Below are 19,131 nucleotides of genomic sequence, written 5' to 3'. Positions count from 1 at the left end.
GGTGGCGCATGCCCGGCTCCGCGCTTGCCGCGTTCCACCGCGCGCCGTCCGTCCCTCGGCGACGCCACGCCGATTGCTGTTGTCGTCGGCGCCGCCATACGAGTACAGTAGTCAATGTTCCTGACTAATGCAGATGGCGGCTCGATGAAGGGACGGGCGGTACGCCCCAGGACTGTGCACATCCGGAGACCACATCCGGAGACAGAGAGAACGCAGGTATCGCGATGACATCGACATCAAACCTGGCCGGCAAGCGGGCCCTGGTCACCGGAGGCAGCAGCGGAATCGGCGCCGCGATCGTGCGGCGGCTCGCCGCCCAGGGAGCCGCGGTCGCGGTCAACTACCGATCCGACAAGGACGCCGCCGAGGCGCTCGTCGGCGAACTCCGCAACGACGGGCGTGAGGCGTCGGCCTTCGCGGCCGACATCAGCGACAGGGCGCAGTGCCACGAGCTGGTCGGCGCGGTGGCGTCCGAGTTCGGCGGCCTGGATCTGCTGGTCAGCAACGCCGGGGTCGAGCACTTCGGGGCGCTGGAGACCATCACCCAGGCCGACTTCGACCGCCTCTTCCAGACCAACGTGGCCGGACAGCTGTTCGTCACGCAGGCGGCGGCCGCCGCGATGGCCGACGGCGGCCGGATCGTGCTCAGCTCCTCCGTCAGCGCACGCCTGGAGGTCCATCGACACGCCCTGTACGCGGCAAGCAAAGCCGCCATCCCGGCGATGGTGCGCAATCTCGCTCCCGAACTGGCGGAGCGGAACATCGCCATCAACGCGATCGCCCCCGGCGCCACCGCCACCCGCATGGCCGGCTACGCCCCCCACTACATCCACCCCGCGCTCACCGGTGTTCCTTTTCCCGCACTCGTCCGCTCGATGAGCGCACTCGGACGGTTGGCCCAACCTGACGAGATCGCCGCCGTGGTCGCGTTTCTCCTCTCCCCGGACGCGTCGTACATCACCGGCGCCACCATCGAAGCCGACGGCGGCTGGAACTGACCCGCCGAGCCGTCGAACTCGGCCGTGACATCAGCACTTCGAGCGTCGAGCCCGGTGGTACCGGCCGCTGGTACGGCGGGCGAGGTGTCCACGCCCGGCAGCGGGACGGCCACCCCTCGCGGGGGCGCCGGCGGTCTTCGCTCACACAGCCGTTCACCCACACCGCACACCTATCGAAGGAAAACACCATGTCCACTGTCATCACCGGAGCATCGGGTCACCTCGGCCGGCTCGTCGTCGATCAGCTTCTCGCCGGCGGAACACCGCCGGCGCAGATCGTGGCCACCGGCCGGGACGTCGACAAGCTCACCGACCTCGCACACGGCGGGGTGACGGTGCGGCGCGCGGACTTCGCCGATCCGCTCACCCTCGACGACGCCTTCGCGGGCGCCGACACGCTGCTGCTGGTCTCCACGACGACGGTGGGGGAGCGGTTCGACAACGCCCGCAACGCCATCGACGCGGCGGCCCGCGCCGGTGTGTCCCGGATCGTGTACACCAGCATCGTCAACGCCTCGACCGCGCGCATGACTCTCGCCGACGAACATCGCCGCACGGAGGAGTACCTGCGTGCCAGCGGTTCGGAGTTCGTCATCCTGCGCAACGGATGGTACTTGGAGAACTACACCGACCAGCTTCCGATGATCACCCGGTACCACGCACTGCTGGGCAGCGCGCACGACGGTCTCGTCAGCGCGGCCGGCCGCCGCGACTACGCGGCTGCCGCCGCCGCGGTGCTGACGCAGGACGGGCACCTCGGAGCGACCTACGAGCTGGGCGGACCGGCGTTCACCCTGACCGAACTCGCCGCCACGATCAGCGACGTCCTCGGCACCCCCATCGTCTACCAGGACATGTCGGTCGCCGATTACACCGCCACCCTGACCGCCGCGGGGCTGCCCCCGGAGATGGCTGCCGCCGTCGCCGACGCCGACGCCGGCCTGGCCCGCGGAGAGTTGTTCACCGCCGGCGAGGACCTGGTGAAGCTCATCGGCCGGCCGGCGACCACGGCGCGCGAAGCCGTCCAGAACGCCGCGACCGTCGAGGAGACACGGTGAGCACCTCCGCACCCGGCGTCGACACCCATGAGATGGTGCTGATCCACCGCGTCATCCGGCGCGAGTTCGGTCAGCTCCCGCGACTGCTGCGCTCCGCGGCCCATGACCCTGCGCGATCCAAGGTCATCGGCGCGCACGCCCAAGAGATGCTGAACTTCCTCCACACCCACCACACCGGCGAGGACGAACTGCTCTTTCCCGTGCTGCGCGAGCGCGCCGCGCTCGACCCGGAGCTGATGGACCGGATGGACACGCAGCACGCGCGGGTCGACGACGCTGTCACGGCCGTCGGCGCGGAACTGCCGGCGTGGACCGCGAGCGCGGACGCCGCCGCCGGCGAGCGGATGGCGGCCCTCATCGACGCCATGATGCCGACACTGATCGACCACCTGGCGGAGGAGGAACAGAAGATACTCCCGATCGTCTCGGTCACGCTGACGCAACGCGAATGGGACGCGCTCGGCAAGCACGGCATGAGCGCGATTCCGCTCACACGGCGGCTGGTCTTCCTCGGCCACATCACCGAGGAGACCGATGACGCGGAACGGGAGAGGTTCTTGAAGGTCGTGCCGGCCCCGGCCCGCTTGGCCTACAAGCTGATCGGGCACCGCCGGTTCACCCGCGAAACCGCTACCATCCGCGGCTGAACCACTCCGAGAACCGGGGAAGTTGGGCATGGCAGTGCCGGCGGAGAAGTGGCTGGTGCCCGGCCAGGCCGGGCGAGCGCGGTGCCCGCGTTTCTGGTTGCCGGACGCGATGAGGAGCGTGGAGGCGCGGTCGTGGACGCCATCCGCGCCGCGGGTGGCAAGGCCGGCTTCGTGGCAGCCGGCCTCAGGGATGCCGCGGCCGCCCGCGTCGTGGCGAGATGTCGACGTGACGAGATCCCGTCAAGGACGGGCGCTGTGCGGCCGGGCTTCTCCCGATAGACACACCGCATGACCTCGAAGTTCAGCGGCCTTCCCGGGCCGGCCGCCCAGACGGTGGCGCGGCACGGCCATCACGCGGCGGCCCGTATTCGTGTGCGTCAGCGGGCAGTTGGAGTCATCGGGAGCCGGCCAGGACGCCTGTTCCGGCCACGCCGGCCACCTTCCGGCAGGGCGGGAGACGACGCTCGGCCCCGACACGCACCTCTGCCCGGGGACGTGACCGTCACCGGCCCACCGGAGCGCCCGCCGAGCGGCGCAACGCCCCACGGCTCCGTCTCGCCGCGGGGCGTTGGGCCCCGGCGGTTCTGACGGCCGGCCGGAAGGTGAGCCGTATCCGAGCAGGTCCGCAGCGGGGCCGTCGCCTGAGACCGCCGGTCCGGACCGACCGACGTCCGGGCCGGCGCGGGACGCGCAGGGGCGGCACCGACACCGCCGTCCCGCGCGCGCACCCGCAACTCCACCCTCCGATCGGGAAGAGAGAACATGCCACGCCAGTACGTCCGCCGCAGACCCCGGCTGACCGCCGCGGTTCTCGCGGCAGCCCTCTGCGCAGCCGCCCTCGGCCTGTCGAGCCAGTCCGCGCACGCCGCGGGCGGCGGCCACACCCCGCACTCCCTCGGGGCGCCCCGCAGCACCGTCGCCAAGGCCGACCCGCACGGGAAGCTCGGCGCGCACGACCGGACCCTGTTGCAGACCGCGCAGAGCCGGAAGGCCCCGACGGTCACCGTGCTGCTCGCCACCGACCAGGGGGACACCGGCAAGGCGCGGGCCGAGGTCGCCAAGCTCGGCGGCCGGACCGAGAAGGTCGACGACCGTCTCGGCTACCTGCGCGCGAGCGTACCGACGGGCAAGGCCGAGCAGTTGGCCGCGTCCGACGCCGTCACCGCCGTCGACCTGGACGAGACCTTCAAGCTGTCCGACCCGTCGCCGGTCACCGCACAGGACCGGCACGCCGGACAGGGCGCCGGCACCGCCCCTGCTCCCGGGCCGGGCACCCCGGCCGACAACGCGTACCTGCCCACCGCCGACACCGGTGCCGTCGACTTCGTCCGGCAGCACCCGACGTGGGACGGGCGCGGGGTCACCGTCGGCATTCTCGACACCGGAGTGGACCTGGACCAGCCGGCGCTGCGGACCACCACCACCGGGGCCCGCAAGATCGCGAACTGGGTCACCGCCACCGACCCGGTGCAGGACGGCGACCCGACGTGGCTGGAGATGCACACCAAGGTCACCGTCACCGGGAGCACGTTCACCACCGGCGGCGTCACCTGGACCGCGCCCGCCGGCAGTTACGAGTTCCAGACCTTCGCCGAGAAGAACCTGTACAACAGCGAGTTGGGCGGCGACGTCAACCGCGACGGCGACACCAGCGACGTCTTCGGCGTGCTGTACCGCCCGTCGGACCACACCATCTGGGTCGACGCCGACCAGGACCACGTGTTCGGTGCCGGTGACGTGGTCCGGCCGTACGCCCAGAGCGGGCAGGTCGCCCACTTCGGCACCGACGACCCGAAGACCGCCGTCGCCGAGACCATGCCGTTCACGGTGGAGTACCGCGACGGCGTGGACCTGTCCGCCCGCGGCGGTACGTCCGTCGGCAAGACCGCCGACTTCGTCAACCTGGGCCTGGTCTCCGGTTCCCACGGCACCCACGTGGCCGGCATCACCGCCGGGCACGGGCTGTTCGGCGGGAAGATGAACGGCGCGGCGCCCGGCGCCCGGATCGTCTCCGAGCGGGTCTGCCTGGCCGCGGGATGCACCGACTCCGCGCTGACCGAGGGCATGATCGACGCCGTGGTCAACCAGCACGTCGACGTGATCAACCTGTCGATCGGCGGTCTGAGCGCGCTCAACGACGGCTCCTCGGTCCGTGAACTGCTCTACAACCGGCTGATCGACGGCTACGGCGTGCAGTTCTTCGTCTCCGCCGGCAACGACGGCTCGGGCATGAACACCGTCGCGGAACCGTCGACCGCTGATGAGGCCGTCAGCGTCGGAGCCTCCGTCAGCAAGGAGACCTGGTGGGCGGATTACGGCGCGAAGGTCAGCGCCTCACAGGCGCTCTTCCCCTTCTCCGCCCGCGGCCCGCGCGAGGACGGGGACCTCAAGCCGACCCTGGTGGCGCCCGGCGCCGCCGTCTCGACCGTGCCGATGTGGCAGGCCGGCTCCAGCGTGCCCCAGGCCGGGTACGACCTTCCGCCCGGCTACGCCATGGAGAACGGCACCTCGATGGCCTCTCCCGAGGCCACCGGCGCCGCCGCGCTGCTGCTGTCCGCCGCCCTCGCCAACCACCACCAGGTCAGCCCGGCCGCGTTGCGCGGCGCGCTCACCGGCACCGCGGCTTTCCTGCACGGCGTGCCCGCCTACGGACAGGGCGCCGGCCTGATATCCGTCGGCCGGGCCTGGCAGGTGCTGGCCAAGGGCGCGCAGCCCACGGCCTATACCGTCCAGGCACCCGTGTGCAGCGTGCTCGCCGGGGCGCTGGTGACCCCGCGCTCGGGCGCGGGCCTGTACAACCGCTGCGCGCCCGACCAGGGCGGGCAGGTGCCGAACCGGTCGCACACGTACCAGATCCAGCTGACGCGTACCGGCACGGGCAGCGACCTGGCCGCGCTGTCCTGGCTCGGCAACGACGGCACGTTCTCGGCGCCTTCCTTGCTGCACCTGAAGCAGGGCCGGGCCGCCTCGGTCGCGGTCCGCGCGCTGCCGCGCACCGCCGGCGCGCACTCCGCGGTCCTGCGCGTCGACGACCCGGCCACCCCCGGCGTCGACAAGCTGGTGCTGGTCACGGTCGTCGCCACCACCGACCCGGTGGCGCCGTCGTTCGGCGCGGCGCAGCGCGGCGAGGTCGACCGGAACGGCTCGGCGTCCATGTTCGTCGCGGTGCCCGCCGGTGCCCAGGTCCTCAAGGTGGACCTGTCGGGCCTGGCCAAGGACAGCCAGACCCGTTTCCTGGCGATCGACCCGCAGGGCGAGCCGGTGGAGGGCAACGCGGCGAGCGACTGCTACGCCGGCTACTCCGACCCCGCGACCTGTGACCCTGCCACCCGGACCTACCACCAACCGATGGCCGGCGTGTGGGAGTTCCAGGTCGACAGCCGCCGCACCTCGCCGCAACTGGAGAACCCCTACCGGCTGAACGCCGCCGTGCAGGGCGCCACGCTCGACCCGCCCTCCGCCACGGTCGACGAGGCCGCGATCCACTCGCCGGTCGAGCGCGGCTTCACCGCGACCAACTCGTTCGGACCGGTGACGGCGCACGCCGTCGGCGGCGCGCTGGGCGCGATGGCGCAGGAGCACCCGACCATCACCGACGGGCAGATGACGAGCAAGCAGATCACGGTGCCGCGTGACGCCAGGCGTTTGGAGATCGCCATGGGCAACGCCACCGACCCCGGAGCCGACCTGGACCTGTACCTGGTCGGACCCACCGGGGCCACGGTCGGGTCGTCCACCCACGGCGGCGCCGCGGAGTCGATCGCCATGGACGACCCGGCGCCCGGTTACTACCAGGTGTACGTCGCCGGCACCCATGTGCCCTCCGGCAGCACCGCCTTCGACATCCAGGACACGGTCTTCTCGGATTCCCTGGGGTCGGTCACCGTCGACGACGCACGGCCCGTCGACCTTGCGCACGGCGGGAAGCTCACCGTCCACGGCCGGCTGACCGCCGACGCCCAGCCGTCGGACGGGCGAGAACTCGTCGGACGGTTCTCCGTGGCCACCGACCGGGGCGATGTCATCGGCAGCGCCGATGTGGTGGTGGGGAGGCTGACCCAACCGCGGGCCACGGTGCTCGTGGACTTCGGCCCGGCGACCGGATTCAGCCTGACCGACCAGGGCCAGGTCGCCGGCTCGCAGCAGGTCGGCGGCCAGACCGTGCCGATCCGCTGGGACGCCACCGCCGGCGTCACCCGGCTCGACGACGGCGGTGCCCGCAGCGGCTACGTCCTCGGCCAGAGCCGCACCGCGGGCTACGCCGTCGGCCAGTTGACCATCGGCAGCCAGACCCACGGCGGCCTGTGGGACGCGAACGGAAAGCTCACGGTGCTGCCGATCCCGGACGGCAAGGCATACAGCTTCGACCGGGCCTTCGCGGTCAACGACTCGGGAACGGTCGTCGGCAACGCCACCGGCTACGTCAGCGATCCGACCACCGGGAAGAACACCGAGGTCAACGACGCCTTCTCCTGGACGGCGGCGGGCGGATTCCGGATGCTGCCCAACCTGGCCGGAGACGCCTCCCTCACCGAGCCGCTGGCCATCGGTGACGACGGCACCGTCGTCGGGCACTCCGACGCCGGCGGCCGGCGCCACGCGGTGAAGTGGGCGCCGGACGGCACCGTCACCGACCTCGGCACCCTGCCGGGAATGGCGGACAGCTACGCCCAGGCCATCAACAGCTCCGGGGTGATTGTCGGCAGCAGCGGCGACGACGCCTTCGTGCTGCGGCCGGGTGGCGCCATGACCCGGCTGCCGGACTTCGGGTTCGACGCGAACGCGCTGGGGATCAGCGACTCGGGCTGGATCGTCGGCACCGCCGAGACCGCGCCGGACGAGACCACTGCCGTGGTCTGGGACCCCCAGGGCCGCTTGTACGACATCAGTGCCATGGTCGACGGGCAGCGCTGGGCGCCGACCGAGGGCATCGGCATCAACAACCACGACCAGGTCGCCTTCTACGCCTTCGACACGGCCGACGAAGGCACCACCAAGGTGGTGGTCGCCCAGCTCTGAGGCCGCCGCCCCCGGCGCGATCCGGCACCGCCGCACCAGGAGTCGGGCCTGGCGTTCGGATCTCCGCGGCGCCGGCCGGGCCCGCCCCCACCTCGGGGGCGGGCCCGGCCCGGTCAGACCCAGTTGTTGCGGATGGCGTACCAGCCCAGCTGGACACGCGAGGTCACCGCCGCCGCGTCCATCAGGGCCCGGACCCTGCGCTGCACCGTGCGCGGCGACGTGCCGAGCTGGTTGGCGGTCGCCGAGTCGGTGAGACCGGACAGCATCAACTGGAGTATCCGCCGGTCGTTCGGGGCCAGGTCGCCCTCTTCGCGCAGATAGGGCCGCGAGCGCCGCCAGTGCGCCTCGAACAGCTCGCAGACCAGCGTCACCAGCGGCGGCCGGAGCACCATCGACTGCTCGGGACTGATCTGGACCATGGCCAACTCGCCGTCGGCGACGACGAGTTTGGTCAGCGGATGGTCCATCACCCGCACCCGGTGGCCCTCGGCCAGCCGCTCGTCCAGGGCCCGCACGGCGGTCGGCTCGGACAGGAAGTCCCGGTCCACCAGGACGCGGTAGTCCACGCCGGCCAGCGTGCCGCGCGGGTCCTCCGCCGGCTCTGCGGCGTCCGGGACGGGCGTGGTGAACGTCGACGGCACCGGCGCGACCCGGTTGGCACCGGACTGGCAGACCAGGATGGACACTCGGGCGCCGTACTCCAGCTCCGTCAGCCGGCGCCCCTGGGCCTCCCGCCCCTCGACGAACTCGACCAGTCCGGGGATCGACGCGCCCTGGACGCGGTGCCAGGAGTCGAGCATGCCGGCCACGGCTGACTCCGCCTGGCGCAGGTCCTCCCGCAAGCGGGCGAGCGCGGGGAGCGCCGCGGATACGTCGGGCATCGGTTCTTCGAGGTCGGACGGCATGCCGCCCAGTGTCGTGCATGTCCCCGTCCGTGTCACCGGCCGCCCTGCGCGGGCTCAGCAGCCGCCGGCGCGTGGCGACATGGCGTCACGACGCAGTCTCGCCAGCCGATGAGATGTCCCGGCGGGCCACTCACCAGGCATGGTCATCTGACCCGCCTGCCCCGCCGTCCCGTACCCGGTGGGGCGGGCGGCACCACTCCCCGCCCAGGACCGGAACCCCAGATGATCCCTCACGCACCTCGCCGCAGACGCCGGTGGGCCGCGCCTACCGCGGCTCTGACCGTCCTCCTCCTCGGCCTGCCGGCGCAGCCGCACGCGGCCGCCGCGACCACCGCCGCCCCAACCGGCGACCGCAGCAGCGCCGAACAGCTGCTCGGCTCGCTCAGCGCCCAGCAGCGCCAGGCGCTGCACCAGCTCGGCTCGATCGATCCGAACGCGCTGCACTTCGACGACCCGGCGGCGCTGAAGTCCGGCAAACCGGTCGACGTGATCGTGCGGTTCCGGCAGCCCACCGCGAACGCGGCCCGGCTGCTGGCGGCCGAGCAGGGCCGGAGCCTGTCGGCGGACTCGGCCCGCAAGGCCGTGCAGAACGCCCACGCCGCCTTCACCTCCGGGCTGGCCAGGGCCTTCCCCGGCGGCACCGCCAAGAAAGCCGGCACCAGCGGCTACACGGTGCGCCGCGGATACACCGACAGCTTCGACGGGGTCAGCATGTCCCTGCCGGGCGACAAGGTCGCCGACCTCCTCTCGATCGACCAGGTCGCCTCGGTATGGGCCGACACGACCGTGCACGCCCTCGACGACGCGGCCGGCGCCGCGGGACCGGCCACGACCGCCGCGGCCGACAGCAGCGACGAGGACGCCATCGCCACGGGCATCGAGCGGTTGCACGCCGAGGGCGTCACCGGCGCGGGCGTCAAGGTCGGCATCATCGACACCGGAATCGACTACCACCACCCGGACCTGAAGGACGCCTACGCCGGCGGCTACGACTTCGTCGACGACGACGCGGACCCGATGGAGACCACGTACGCCGACTGGAAGGCGTCCGGGCAGGCCGAGACCAATGGCGGCGAGACCTACTACACCCTGCACGGCACCCACGTGGCCGGGATACTCGCCGGCCGCGGCGAGGCGTCGACCGCGCTCGCGGCGCACGGTGTCGCGCCTGGCGCGAAGGTGTACGCCTACCGGGTGCTCGGCCCCTACGGCAGCGGGAGCACCAGCGCCGTCCTGGCCGGCATGGACCGCGCGGACCGGGACGGCATGGACGTCGTCAACATGTCGCTCGGCGCCGCCGTCGACGACCCGCTCAGCCCGGAGGCGGTGGCCGCCGACACCATGGTGCTCGACGGGATCACCACCGTCATAGCCGCCGGGAACAGCGGCCCCTCCGCCTACACCCTGGGCACCCCCGGGGCGGCGGCGCTGCCCCTGACCGTCGGCGCCAACGACACCCCGATCCAGCTGCCTTCGTACACGGTGGGCACCGGTGACGGCAGCGCGGTGGAGGCCCGGCTGGTCGCGCAGCCCTACGGCGACGCGCTCGACCGGCTGGCCGGCGGCTCGTACCCGGTGGTGGACGTCGGCACCGGAACCAGCGCCGGCTACGCGGGCAAGGACGTGTCGGGCAAGGCCGTGCTGGTGCAGCGCGGCGGGATCACCCTCAACGAGAAGGTGCAGCGGGCCCGTTCGCAGGGAGCGGCCGCGGTGCTGCTGGTCAACGACAACGCGGCCGAGGGGCACATCCCCGACTACCTCGGCGAGAGCAACACCTTCGCCCCGGCCTTCTCCCTGACCGCGGCCGACGGCGCCACCTTGGCCGCGCAGACGGCCGCCGGCGCACCGGTGACCTTCGCGCCGAAGGGCGAGTTCACCCTCGGCGACGGCGGGCTGGCGGACTTCAGTTCGCGCGGACCGGTCTACGGGACCAACACCATCAAGCCCGAGGTCACCGCGCCCGGCGTCAGTGTCCTCTCGTCCGTTCCCGCGGACGTGGTCGACCCCGGCGGCGCCGCCGACGACTACACCTACGCCTACGAGCGGCTCAGCGGCACCTCCATGGCCACCCCGTACGTGGCCGGCGCCGCGGCCCTGCTGCTCCAGCACGACCCCGGTCTGACGCCGGACGGCGTCAAGACGGCCCTGATGAACACCGCCCGCCCGCTGGAGGGCGCCGCCAGCGTCTTCGACAGCGGCGCCGGCCGTGTCGACCCCTACGCCGCCGTCCACGCGACCGCGACCGTGGACGTCGGCGCCACCACCGCGTACGTCGCCCTCGACGGCTCGGCGACGCAGCGCCACTACCGCACGGGCGCGCTGGACTTCGGCACCCTCGCGCTGGGCAAGCAGTACTCCCACCAGGACACGCTCAAGGTCGGCAACACCTCGAAGCAGCCGGTCCGCTACACCGTCCGGGCCGCCTTCACCCGCGGCTCGGGCTCCTCGCAGGACGCCGCCGCGGCCGGCGTCACGCTCGACGCGACGGACCACGTCACGGTCGGCGCGCACGGCAAGGGATCTGTCCGTACCCGTCTCCACGTGCCCGCGAACGCTCCCGCCGGCAACTACGAAGGTGTCCTCACCCTGACGCCCGACGGCACCGGGCATCCGGCGCTGCACGTTCCGTTCGGCATGCGCGTGGTCAAGACCGGCCTGGCCGAGCTGGACATGACCAAGTCGGTGCTGTCCACCAACCAGGGCACCGGCGCCGGCAGCGCCTCCGGTGGCCAGGCGACGTTCGACCTGAAGATGGCCGGGCAGCTCACCTCCGTCGACATCTTCCTGGACAGCGCCTCCGGCAAGGACCTCGGCTACATCGGCTCCATCGACACGACCGGTCTCACCGAAGGCGTGCTCTACGGCCCGGCGGACGTGGAGGGTTACTACCACCCGCTCACCGGCCGCCGCGACACTCCCGTCGACCCGCGCGGCACGTGGCCGGCCGACGGCCACTACAAGCTGCGGATCATCGGCACCGACGCGCAGGGCAACACCTACCCCGAACTCCGCGACATCTACGTCGACTCCCGCCCGCCGTCGTATACCGACGCCTACGGCGCCTGGGACCCCGCGCACCCCACGGTCGTCGAACGCCCGGTGGGCACCACGAAGTTCGACCTCTCCGGCACCCTGCACGACGACCAGGCCGCCGCCATCCGCAAGGCCGGCATCGACATCGGCCAGGGCGACAACGTGCTGGACTACTCGACGTCCAACCCGCTGGCGCCCGACGCGGGGCTCAGCCCCGACGCGCAGGGCCGGATCTCCGGCCAGGTCACGCTCCCGTCCGGCCCGCCGGTCGGCTTCGTGAAGCTGTGGCCCTCGGACGCGGCCGGCAACATCGGGGACCTGCGGATGATCAACGTGATCGACGCCGGACGGCCGTACGTCGTCGGTGACGCGTCCGCGTCCTCGGCGCGCCCGGGCGACCTGGTGACGTACACCCTGACCGGCCGCAACCTCCAGCAGTGGGCGTCGTTCTCCAGCCAGATCCGCTACGACGCGCGGAACACCAGGATCGTGTCGATCGAGCCCACCAAGGAGCTCCGCAGCTACGGCCCGTCGCAGATCAGGACCACCGACGCCGGCAGCGGGAGCAGCGCCTCCACCACGGCGGCCTTCGACGTGTCGGCCGCGGGCGGGATCACCGGCGACTCGGTCCCGCTGCTGAAGGTGACCTACCAGGTCCTGGACGGCGCGTGGACCGACAACGCGAGCCTGAACACCGGCACCACGTCCGCCACCCGGGCGGACGCCACCAAGGTGTCCTTGAACACGCAGTTCTACGGATCGGTCCGCCGGCTCAACCCGACGTCGAACTTCAACGCCCGGCCCGCCGCGCAGGCGCTCCTCACCCCGGGCCTGGCGTTCGACCCGGCGCACGACTACTCCGCCGACGGGATGACCGCGTCGCTCACCGCGCCCGACGGCACCCGCTACGACCTCGCACCGGACTCCACCGGCCGCATGTCGCTCGCCGGCCTGCCGCCGACGGACGGCACCTACCGGTTCGAGGTCCGCGTCCCCGGCCACTTCACCTGGCACGAGGACATCGACGAGGCGCTGCGCGGTGACTGGGGCCTGGCCGGCACGACGGCGGGCTCCGCGGCAGCGCTCGTCGCCGGGGACGTCAACGGCGACGACGTCATCGACGTCCGGGACGCCGCCGCGGTCTACGCCGCCCGCGGCAGCTCCGACCGCGCCGCGGACATCGACCACAACGGCGTGGTCGACGCCCGGGACATGCACTGGGTGGTGGCCGACTACCTGATGCAGAACAGCACCGCCGACCACCTGACGGCGCCGGTCACCCGGCTGAAGGGCAAGACCCTGAAGGACTACGTCGACGGGATGTAGGGCGAGCGGAAACGGGGAGACGGAGGAACCGGGCCACGGGGGAACGGGGCCACGGGGGAGCGGTCCGCGGGCACGGGGGAGTCGAGGGGGCACCAGGTGGGTTCACCGACCGGCGGGCAGCAGGAGCCGCCCGCGGCACCCGACTGGGGCCTCCTCGGCCTGCTGCCCTTCGACCGCGCGGTGTACCTCGCGGCGCTGCGCGCTCCCGACGACGGGGCCGCCGGGTGGGCCGCCGTGCTGGGCGCTTCCCCGTCCCGGGTGCGGCGGGCGGCGCAGCGGCTCCTCCAGGTCGGGCTGCTGCGCCGCACCCGGGAGGGGCCGCCGGGCCGGCTGGAGCCGGCCGACCCGCGCGAGGCGATGCGCACCCTCGTACGCCGGCGGCAGGAGGACGCGGCCCGGTTCGCCACGGCCGCCGACGGCCTGGCCGAGCGGCTGTCCGCGGAGTACGAAGGGGGCCGGGCGCACCGTCGGCCGCACGGCATCCTGGAGGTCGTCGAGGGCGCGCCGCACGTCACCCACCGCGTGGAGGAACTGGTCGCGGGCGCGGAACGGGACCTGTGCGGTATCGAGGCGCCGCCGTACGTCGGCGAGCCGGGACCGATGGCCGCGGCCGAGGCCGAGGCGCTCGCGCGCGGTGTCCGCTTCCGTTCGCTGTACGCGGTCGAGGTCCTCGCCAACCCGGCGCGGCTGGACCACATCACGGCCATGATCGCGGCCGGCGAGCAGGCGCGCGTACTCGCCGAGGCCCCGCTGAAGCTGCTGCTGATCGACGGGCGTGCGGCGCTGCTGCCGCTGACGGTGGGGGAGAGCGTGCGCGGCCACCGGGCCCTGGTGGTGCGCGGCTCCGCGCTGGTGGACGCGTTGCAGGCGCTGTTCGAGGCGCTGTGGAAGCAGGGTGCTCCGGTGCGCGGCCGGGGCCGGTTCCCGGACCGCGACCTGCTGCGGGACGGCGGCCTCACCGCGGAGGAGCAGGAGTTGGTGGAGTTGCTGGGAGCAGGGATGACCGACGAGTCCATCGCCCGGCAGTTCGGTGTCAGCGTGCGGACGCTGCGGCGGCGGGTGCGGGTCCTGCAGGACAGGCTGGGCAGCACGGGGCGCTTCCAGGCGGGGGTGCGGGCGGCCCAGCGCGGCTGGCTCTAGGTGTCGGCAACGGGGCGCCGCCCCCGGCGGACTGCCGGGGGCGGCGCACGTCAACTCCGTTGCTATGAGCAGGTGTGGTCGGGGTGGAGGGCGAAGTCCAGGGTGGTGGTGGCGCCGCGTCTGACCTTCGCCTGGTCCGGGTGGGGTGCCCAGCCGTCCTGGGCCGCGGTGACCGTGAGCGGGTTGTTGCGGACGTCGAGCCACAGCTGGTAGCGGCCGTTCGCGTCGGTCTTGAGCGTGTAGCTCCCGGCCCAGCTGTCGATCTGCACCGTCGCGCCCTTGAGCGGTGCCGGGGCGGCGGAGCACAGCGCGCCGGTGACCGTTCCGGTGATCTTGCCCCAGGTCTTGGGCGGCAGGACGGTCATCGCCACGTCGATCGGGGCGACCGGGTAGGGCGTGTCCTGCCTGATCTCCAACGCGGCGTCGTACGTGCCCGGTTGGTTGATCTCGGCGCCCGAGGCGTCCAGGGTGACCGTGATCTTCGCGGACTTCCCCGGTGCCAGGGTGACCGACGCCGGGTCGGCGGACAGCCAGGGCACGTCCACCGCGTCGGCGCAGTCGCCGTAGCCGGGCAGCACCTCGACGCTGCCGATCGGCTGGTAGTTGCCGTTGGAACCGCCCACCTTGTAGAAGCCGCAGGCGCTGCCCGCGCGGTACAGGGTGGTGTTGGAGTTGGGCAGGGCTGTCCACGCGCCGGTCAACGGGTCATAGGAGATGCCCTTGTTGGTGAGGGTGGTGGTCTGGTTGGTCACGCCGCCGGACAGCAGCAGCTTGCCGCCGGAGCTGGTCACGCCCATGCCCCACAGGTCGAACGGCATGTCGGCCAGAGGCGACCAGGCGTCGGTGGCCGGGTCGTAGGAGTAGGTGTGGACGGACGCGGTGGTGCTGTCGTCGCCGCCGGCGCAGTAGAGCGCCTTGCCGATCGCGCCGCAGCCGAGCCAGGCGGTCGCCTCGGGGTAGTCGGCGATCTTGGTCCACGTGTCGGCCGCCGGGTCGTAGACCTGGACCGTTCGCTGGCCGCAGGTGGCGGTGCAGCCGCCGACGATGTACCACTTGCCGCCCAGCACCGCCGATCCGGCGCCGGCGAAGCCGCTCGGGATGCTCGCCACGGCCGTCCAGGTGCCGGCGGACGGGTCGTAGACCTGGGTGCCGCGCACCGCCGATCCGTCGGCGGCCCATCCGCCGGTGACGTACAACTTGCCGTTGATGAAGGCGGATTGGGGCGCTTCGCGGGGTACTCCGGTGTCCGCGACGGCGGACCAGGTGGTCGTCTGCGGGTCGTACACGTATGCCGTGGAGACGACGGCGGTGGCGCTCAGGCCGTCCACGGAGTAGACCTTGCCGTCCGGTGCGGTGGCGACGGCGTTGTCCATCACCGCGACCGGCAGGTTCGCCAGGGTCGTCCACGGCGCGGCCGCGGGCGTGGCCGTCGCGGTGGAGGCGGCGGACGCGGCGGGGTGCCGTGCCGGGGCGATGAACCCGGGCCGGTAGTGGCCCTCGACCTCGTGGACCGGGGCGCCCGCGGGGCGCCCCTGCATCGTGAAACCCCGGTCGCCTTCGTCGAGTTGGACCGTGGCGGCCGCGGTTCCGGTGTTCTTGACCGTGACGGTCTGCGAGGCGTTGCCCTGCCAGTTCAGCGTCTTGGCCACGCCGGTCGAGCTGACGGAGAGCTGTCCGGCGGCCAGTGCGACGTTCGTGTCGTTGGCCTGGTCCGCCGCGAGGTCGAGCGATGCCGTGGCGGTCTTGTACTGGCCCGATGTCACCGACAGCGGATGCGTGCCGGTGAGGGTGGAGAAGAACCAGAAGAAGCCGTCGCCGAGCGCGGCGTCGTCCGGGGTGGCCGCGGTGGAGGCGTACTCGGTGGGCTTGTCGGTGGAGACGACCTTGGCGCCGGTCACGGCCTTGCCGGTGTTCGCGTCGGTCACCTGGCCGAGCACCAGGTCGCCCGGGACCGGGTCGCAGGTCGGCCCGCCGACGAAGACGTTGTCCACCTCCCAGTAGTAGGAGTAGGCACCGGTGTACCGGAAGCGGACGCGGACGTTGCTCTGGCCCGCGGCCTGGGGCAGGTCGATCCGCACGGTGTGGCCGCGGTCGGCGGTGTCGGCCCAGTGGTTGACCGTCGCCCACGTGGTACCGCCGTCCAGGCTCAGGTCCACGTCCGCGGTGCTGTTGCTGTACCCCTCGTACCAGGTCTGGAACGTCAGATACGGGTCGGGCAGGGCGCTGAGGTCGTAGACCGGACTGACCAGTGAGGTGTCCTGCTTCCCGCCGGACCCGTAGGTCCTGCTGTCGACCATGGCGTACTGCCCTGATCCGGTTGTCGAGTTGCCGCGGGAGCTGTCGAAGCGCCAGGTCTGCCCGGTGCCGTCGGCGTCGCTGACGGTCCATCCGCTGGGCGGGGTGGCGCCGGCCGCGGAACTGAAGTCCTCCGTGCCGCCGTGGGAGTGGGAGGTGTACCCGGCCGCGGTGCATCCGGCGTCCACCGGGACTCCGATGTTCCGCGTCACGTTGCCGTCGCCGACCGCGACGGACGTCTCGTTCGGCGCGTAGCCCGGGTACGCGGCTGCGGTCTGCAGGGTGTAGCTGCCGTCGACCGGAACGCTCAGCGTGTAGCGGCCGGTGGCGGGGTCGGTGTGCACGGCGCTGGTCGGCTCGCCCTTGACCTGCACGGTGGCGTACAGCGGCCAGCCGTGGCCTGATGCGTCGGCGACGGTGCCGGTGACCGCCACCCGTGCCTTGGCGGCGAGAGCGGCGTCCTCGGTGAGCGTCTGCCCGTCCACGAGGGCGACACCGGGGAAGGTCTTCGCCGCGTAGCCGAACTTGGTAGCCGTGATGTCATAGGTGCCAGGGTCGACGACGACGGTGTACGTGCCGTCTGCCGCGGTGGTCGCTTGCGCGTCCCCGGCGGTGACGAGCGCTCCCGCGAGGGGGGCACCGGTGGCGCCGTCCGTGATCGTGCCCTTGACCGTGGCGTGCGGGCCGGCGGCGAACGCCGAGACGCCGTCGGGGGTCCCCAGCCCGGTCGGCCCGTCGTAGCCGTCGCCGCCGGTGCACAGATAGCCGCCGCCGCACGACCCGTTGGACCCCGACGTCACGTCGTGGAGCGCGCTTTGCCTGGCGTACGGGAAGGTCATCGGATACGAACCGGCGGCGGGCACACCGGCCAGCGCGTACACCGACGCGATGATGGGGGAGGAGACGCTGGTGCCGCCGAAGACGTGCCAGGTGGAGCCGGAGAAGACGGCCACACCGGTGTCGGGGTCCGCGATCGCGGAGACGTCGGCGACCGTGCGCCCGGCGCAGCCGCTGTCGGTCTGGACCGACGGCTTTGCCTCGAACTTCGAGCAGCCGCTGCCCGCGTCGCTCCACGCGGACTCCGACCAGCCGCGTGCGGAGGAGTCGCGTACCAGCGAGGTGCCGCCGACCGCGGTGACCAGGGGGGAGGCCGCCGGATAGTTCACGCCGTACCCGTCGTCACCGGAGCTCGCCGTGATCACGACGCCCGGGTGGTCGTAGTACTGCGCGTCGGACTGCGGTGCCGAGGCGTCCTCGGGGGCGCCGTAGCTGTTGGAGACGAACTTGGCGCCCTTCGCGACGGCCTGGTTCACCCCGGCGCCGAGGTTGGCCATGGAGGCGCTGTCGGTCTCGACCAGCATGATCTTGCAGTCGGGGCAGACCGCGCTGATCATCTGGACATCGAGCGCGATCTCCCCGGCCCAGTCGGCGTTGGGGGCAGGGTAGTCGGTGCCGCCGCGCTGGTCGATCTTGGTGAAACAGCCGTTGGCCGTGGTGCAGGCGGGCAGCCCGTACTGCTGGCGGTAGGTGGCCAGTTCCGTCTCCGCGGACGGGTCGTCGTAGGCGTCGACGACGGCGACGGTCTGGCCGGCCGAGGCGGCGGTCGAGGGCAGGTGGTAAGCGGCCTTGAGGTCCGTGGGGCCCAGGCCGGTCGGGGTGGCGTCTGCGCTCGCGGCCACCTGCGCCTTGGACTGCTGGACGTCGTCGCGTTCCAGCGCGGAACACGCCGCCTGCGACGGCTTGGTGGAATGGGAGCACAGGCGGTGCGACGGATGCGGGGTCTTCTTGCTGGTCGTGGCGGCCGCCGGCGCCGGGGCGGTGCCCGGTGGTGCGGCCTGCGCCGGGAGTTGAACGGTCAGTACGGCCATCGCGGCAGCGGCGCCGACGACCAGCAGTCGTCTGAGTCGTTGCCGTGAGTGGGCACCGGGTATCGCCAAGGTGTTCCCTCCGGGTACATGGAGCGGTCGTGACTCCTGTCGGGCGGTGGTGCCGCGAGCATGGCAGGAGCAGAGGGAACGCAGCGGGGTCCCGGGCGGCAGGCAGCGGCCAACTTCCGGAAGGGGACAGCAACCGGTCCGCGGGACAGCCCGCCACCTGAACGTGACCGGGGCCGGCGCTCTGCCGTGCTCAGGCGAAGGCGCCAGTCAGGGGCGTTGCCCGTGGGTGGGGGTGGACGCGGGTCGGGCGATCAGCAGGCAGGTGTCCGACCGGCCGTGTCGGCCGCTTCGGGGCGTGATCCGCTGGTCGTCCCTGCCGTCGCTCATCGATCACCGCCGTGGCTGGAGCGGCGGCTCGACGCGGCCACCGCTGCCGGGTGCCGGGTGCCGGAAGGTCCTCGCGGACAAGAAGTCAGGCAGGAACGCGCTCCGCCCCGAACTGAAGGCGTGCCGCGCCTTCTCAACCCCGGCGGCACCCTCGTCGTCCCGAGCCTGGACCGCCCGGGCCTGGCCGCCGCCCGCGAGTGAGGCCGGGTCGGCGGGAGGCCGAGCGTCGCCACCGGGCAAGTCATCCGCGCCGCGGCGATCAGCTGCCGACCCCGGCCGCTCGATCACCTCGATCGCCACGCCGCCGGCCGTCTCCCCACGCACTCCCGACAACCACATCCGCAGGACCGCGTCGCCGGACCACGAGGGGGCGCCGTCGGACGCGGCGCCCGCACGCGAGGCGGCGGGGCTGGTGTCGCGCTCGGACGGAACCCACCACATCGCAT

The 19,131-nt window shown here is 72.6% G+C and carries 8 protein-coding genes; 6 read left to right on the top strand and 2 right to left on the bottom strand.

Features of this window, described 5'->3' with window-relative positions:
* Positions 1–224: 224 nt before the first annotated feature.
* The 4 genes from OG370_RS03070 (at position 225) to OG370_RS03055 (ending at position 7,722) form a co-directional block, all read left to right on the top strand.
* The gene (locus OG370_RS03070) at positions 225–998 is read left to right on the top strand and encodes an SDR family NAD(P)-dependent oxidoreductase (RefSeq protein ID WP_328460296.1); all 774 of its coding nucleotides are present in this window, start codon (positions 225–227) and stop codon (positions 996–998) included.
* A 188-nt stretch (positions 999–1,186) separates the two neighbouring features.
* A complete protein-coding gene (locus OG370_RS03065) occupies positions 1,187–2,056 on the top strand; it encodes an SDR family oxidoreductase (RefSeq protein ID WP_328460294.1) in 870 nt (289 codons plus the stop codon).
* The gene (locus OG370_RS03060) at positions 2,053–2,703 is read left to right on the top strand and encodes a hemerythrin domain-containing protein (protein ID WP_328460292.1); all 651 of its coding nucleotides are present in this window, start codon (positions 2,053–2,055) and stop codon (positions 2,701–2,703) included. Before OG370_RS03065 ends, OG370_RS03060 begins: the two co-directional genes overlap by 4 nt.
* Before the next feature lie 762 nt (positions 2,704–3,465).
* Complete coding sequence (locus OG370_RS03055) at positions 3,466–7,722, top strand: S8 family serine peptidase (protein ID WP_328460290.1); 4,257 nt, start codon at positions 3,466–3,468, stop codon at positions 7,720–7,722.
* A gap of 113 nt (positions 7,723–7,835) precedes the next feature.
* Here OG370_RS03055 and OG370_RS03050 read toward each other — a convergent pair whose 3' ends face one another.
* Positions 7,836–8,627 (bottom strand): helix-turn-helix transcriptional regulator, encoded by a 792-nt coding sequence (locus OG370_RS03050; RefSeq protein ID WP_328460289.1) that lies wholly within the window; start codon positions 8,625–8,627, stop codon positions 7,836–7,838.
* A gap of 222 nt (positions 8,628–8,849) precedes the next feature.
* Between OG370_RS03050 and OG370_RS03045 the strand changes: the two genes are divergently transcribed.
* Positions 8,850–12,986, top strand: a complete 4,137-nt coding sequence (locus OG370_RS03045) for a S8 family serine peptidase (RefSeq protein WP_328460287.1) — start codon at positions 8,850–8,852, stop codon at positions 12,984–12,986.
* A 96-nt stretch (positions 12,987–13,082) separates the two neighbouring features.
* Entirely contained in the window at positions 13,083–14,126 is a 1,044-nt protein-coding gene (locus OG370_RS03040; RefSeq protein WP_328460285.1) for a TrmB family transcriptional regulator, read from the top strand.
* 62 nt (positions 14,127–14,188) lie between these two features.
* Here OG370_RS03040 and OG370_RS03035 read toward each other — a convergent pair whose 3' ends face one another.
* Entirely contained in the window at positions 14,189–18,358 is a 4,170-nt protein-coding gene (locus tag OG370_RS03035; RefSeq protein WP_328460283.1) for a carboxypeptidase regulatory-like domain-containing protein, read from the bottom strand.
* Positions 18,359–19,131: the final 773 nt, after the last annotated feature.

Origin of the sequence: Streptomyces sp. NBC_00448 (assembly GCF_036014115.1) — a bacterium.
In the GTDB taxonomy this organism is placed as follows: Bacteria; Actinomycetota; Actinomycetes; order Streptomycetales; family Streptomycetaceae; genus Actinacidiphila.
Note: the sequence above shows the minus strand (reverse complement) of the source record. Positions and strands in the feature narration are given on the sequence as shown.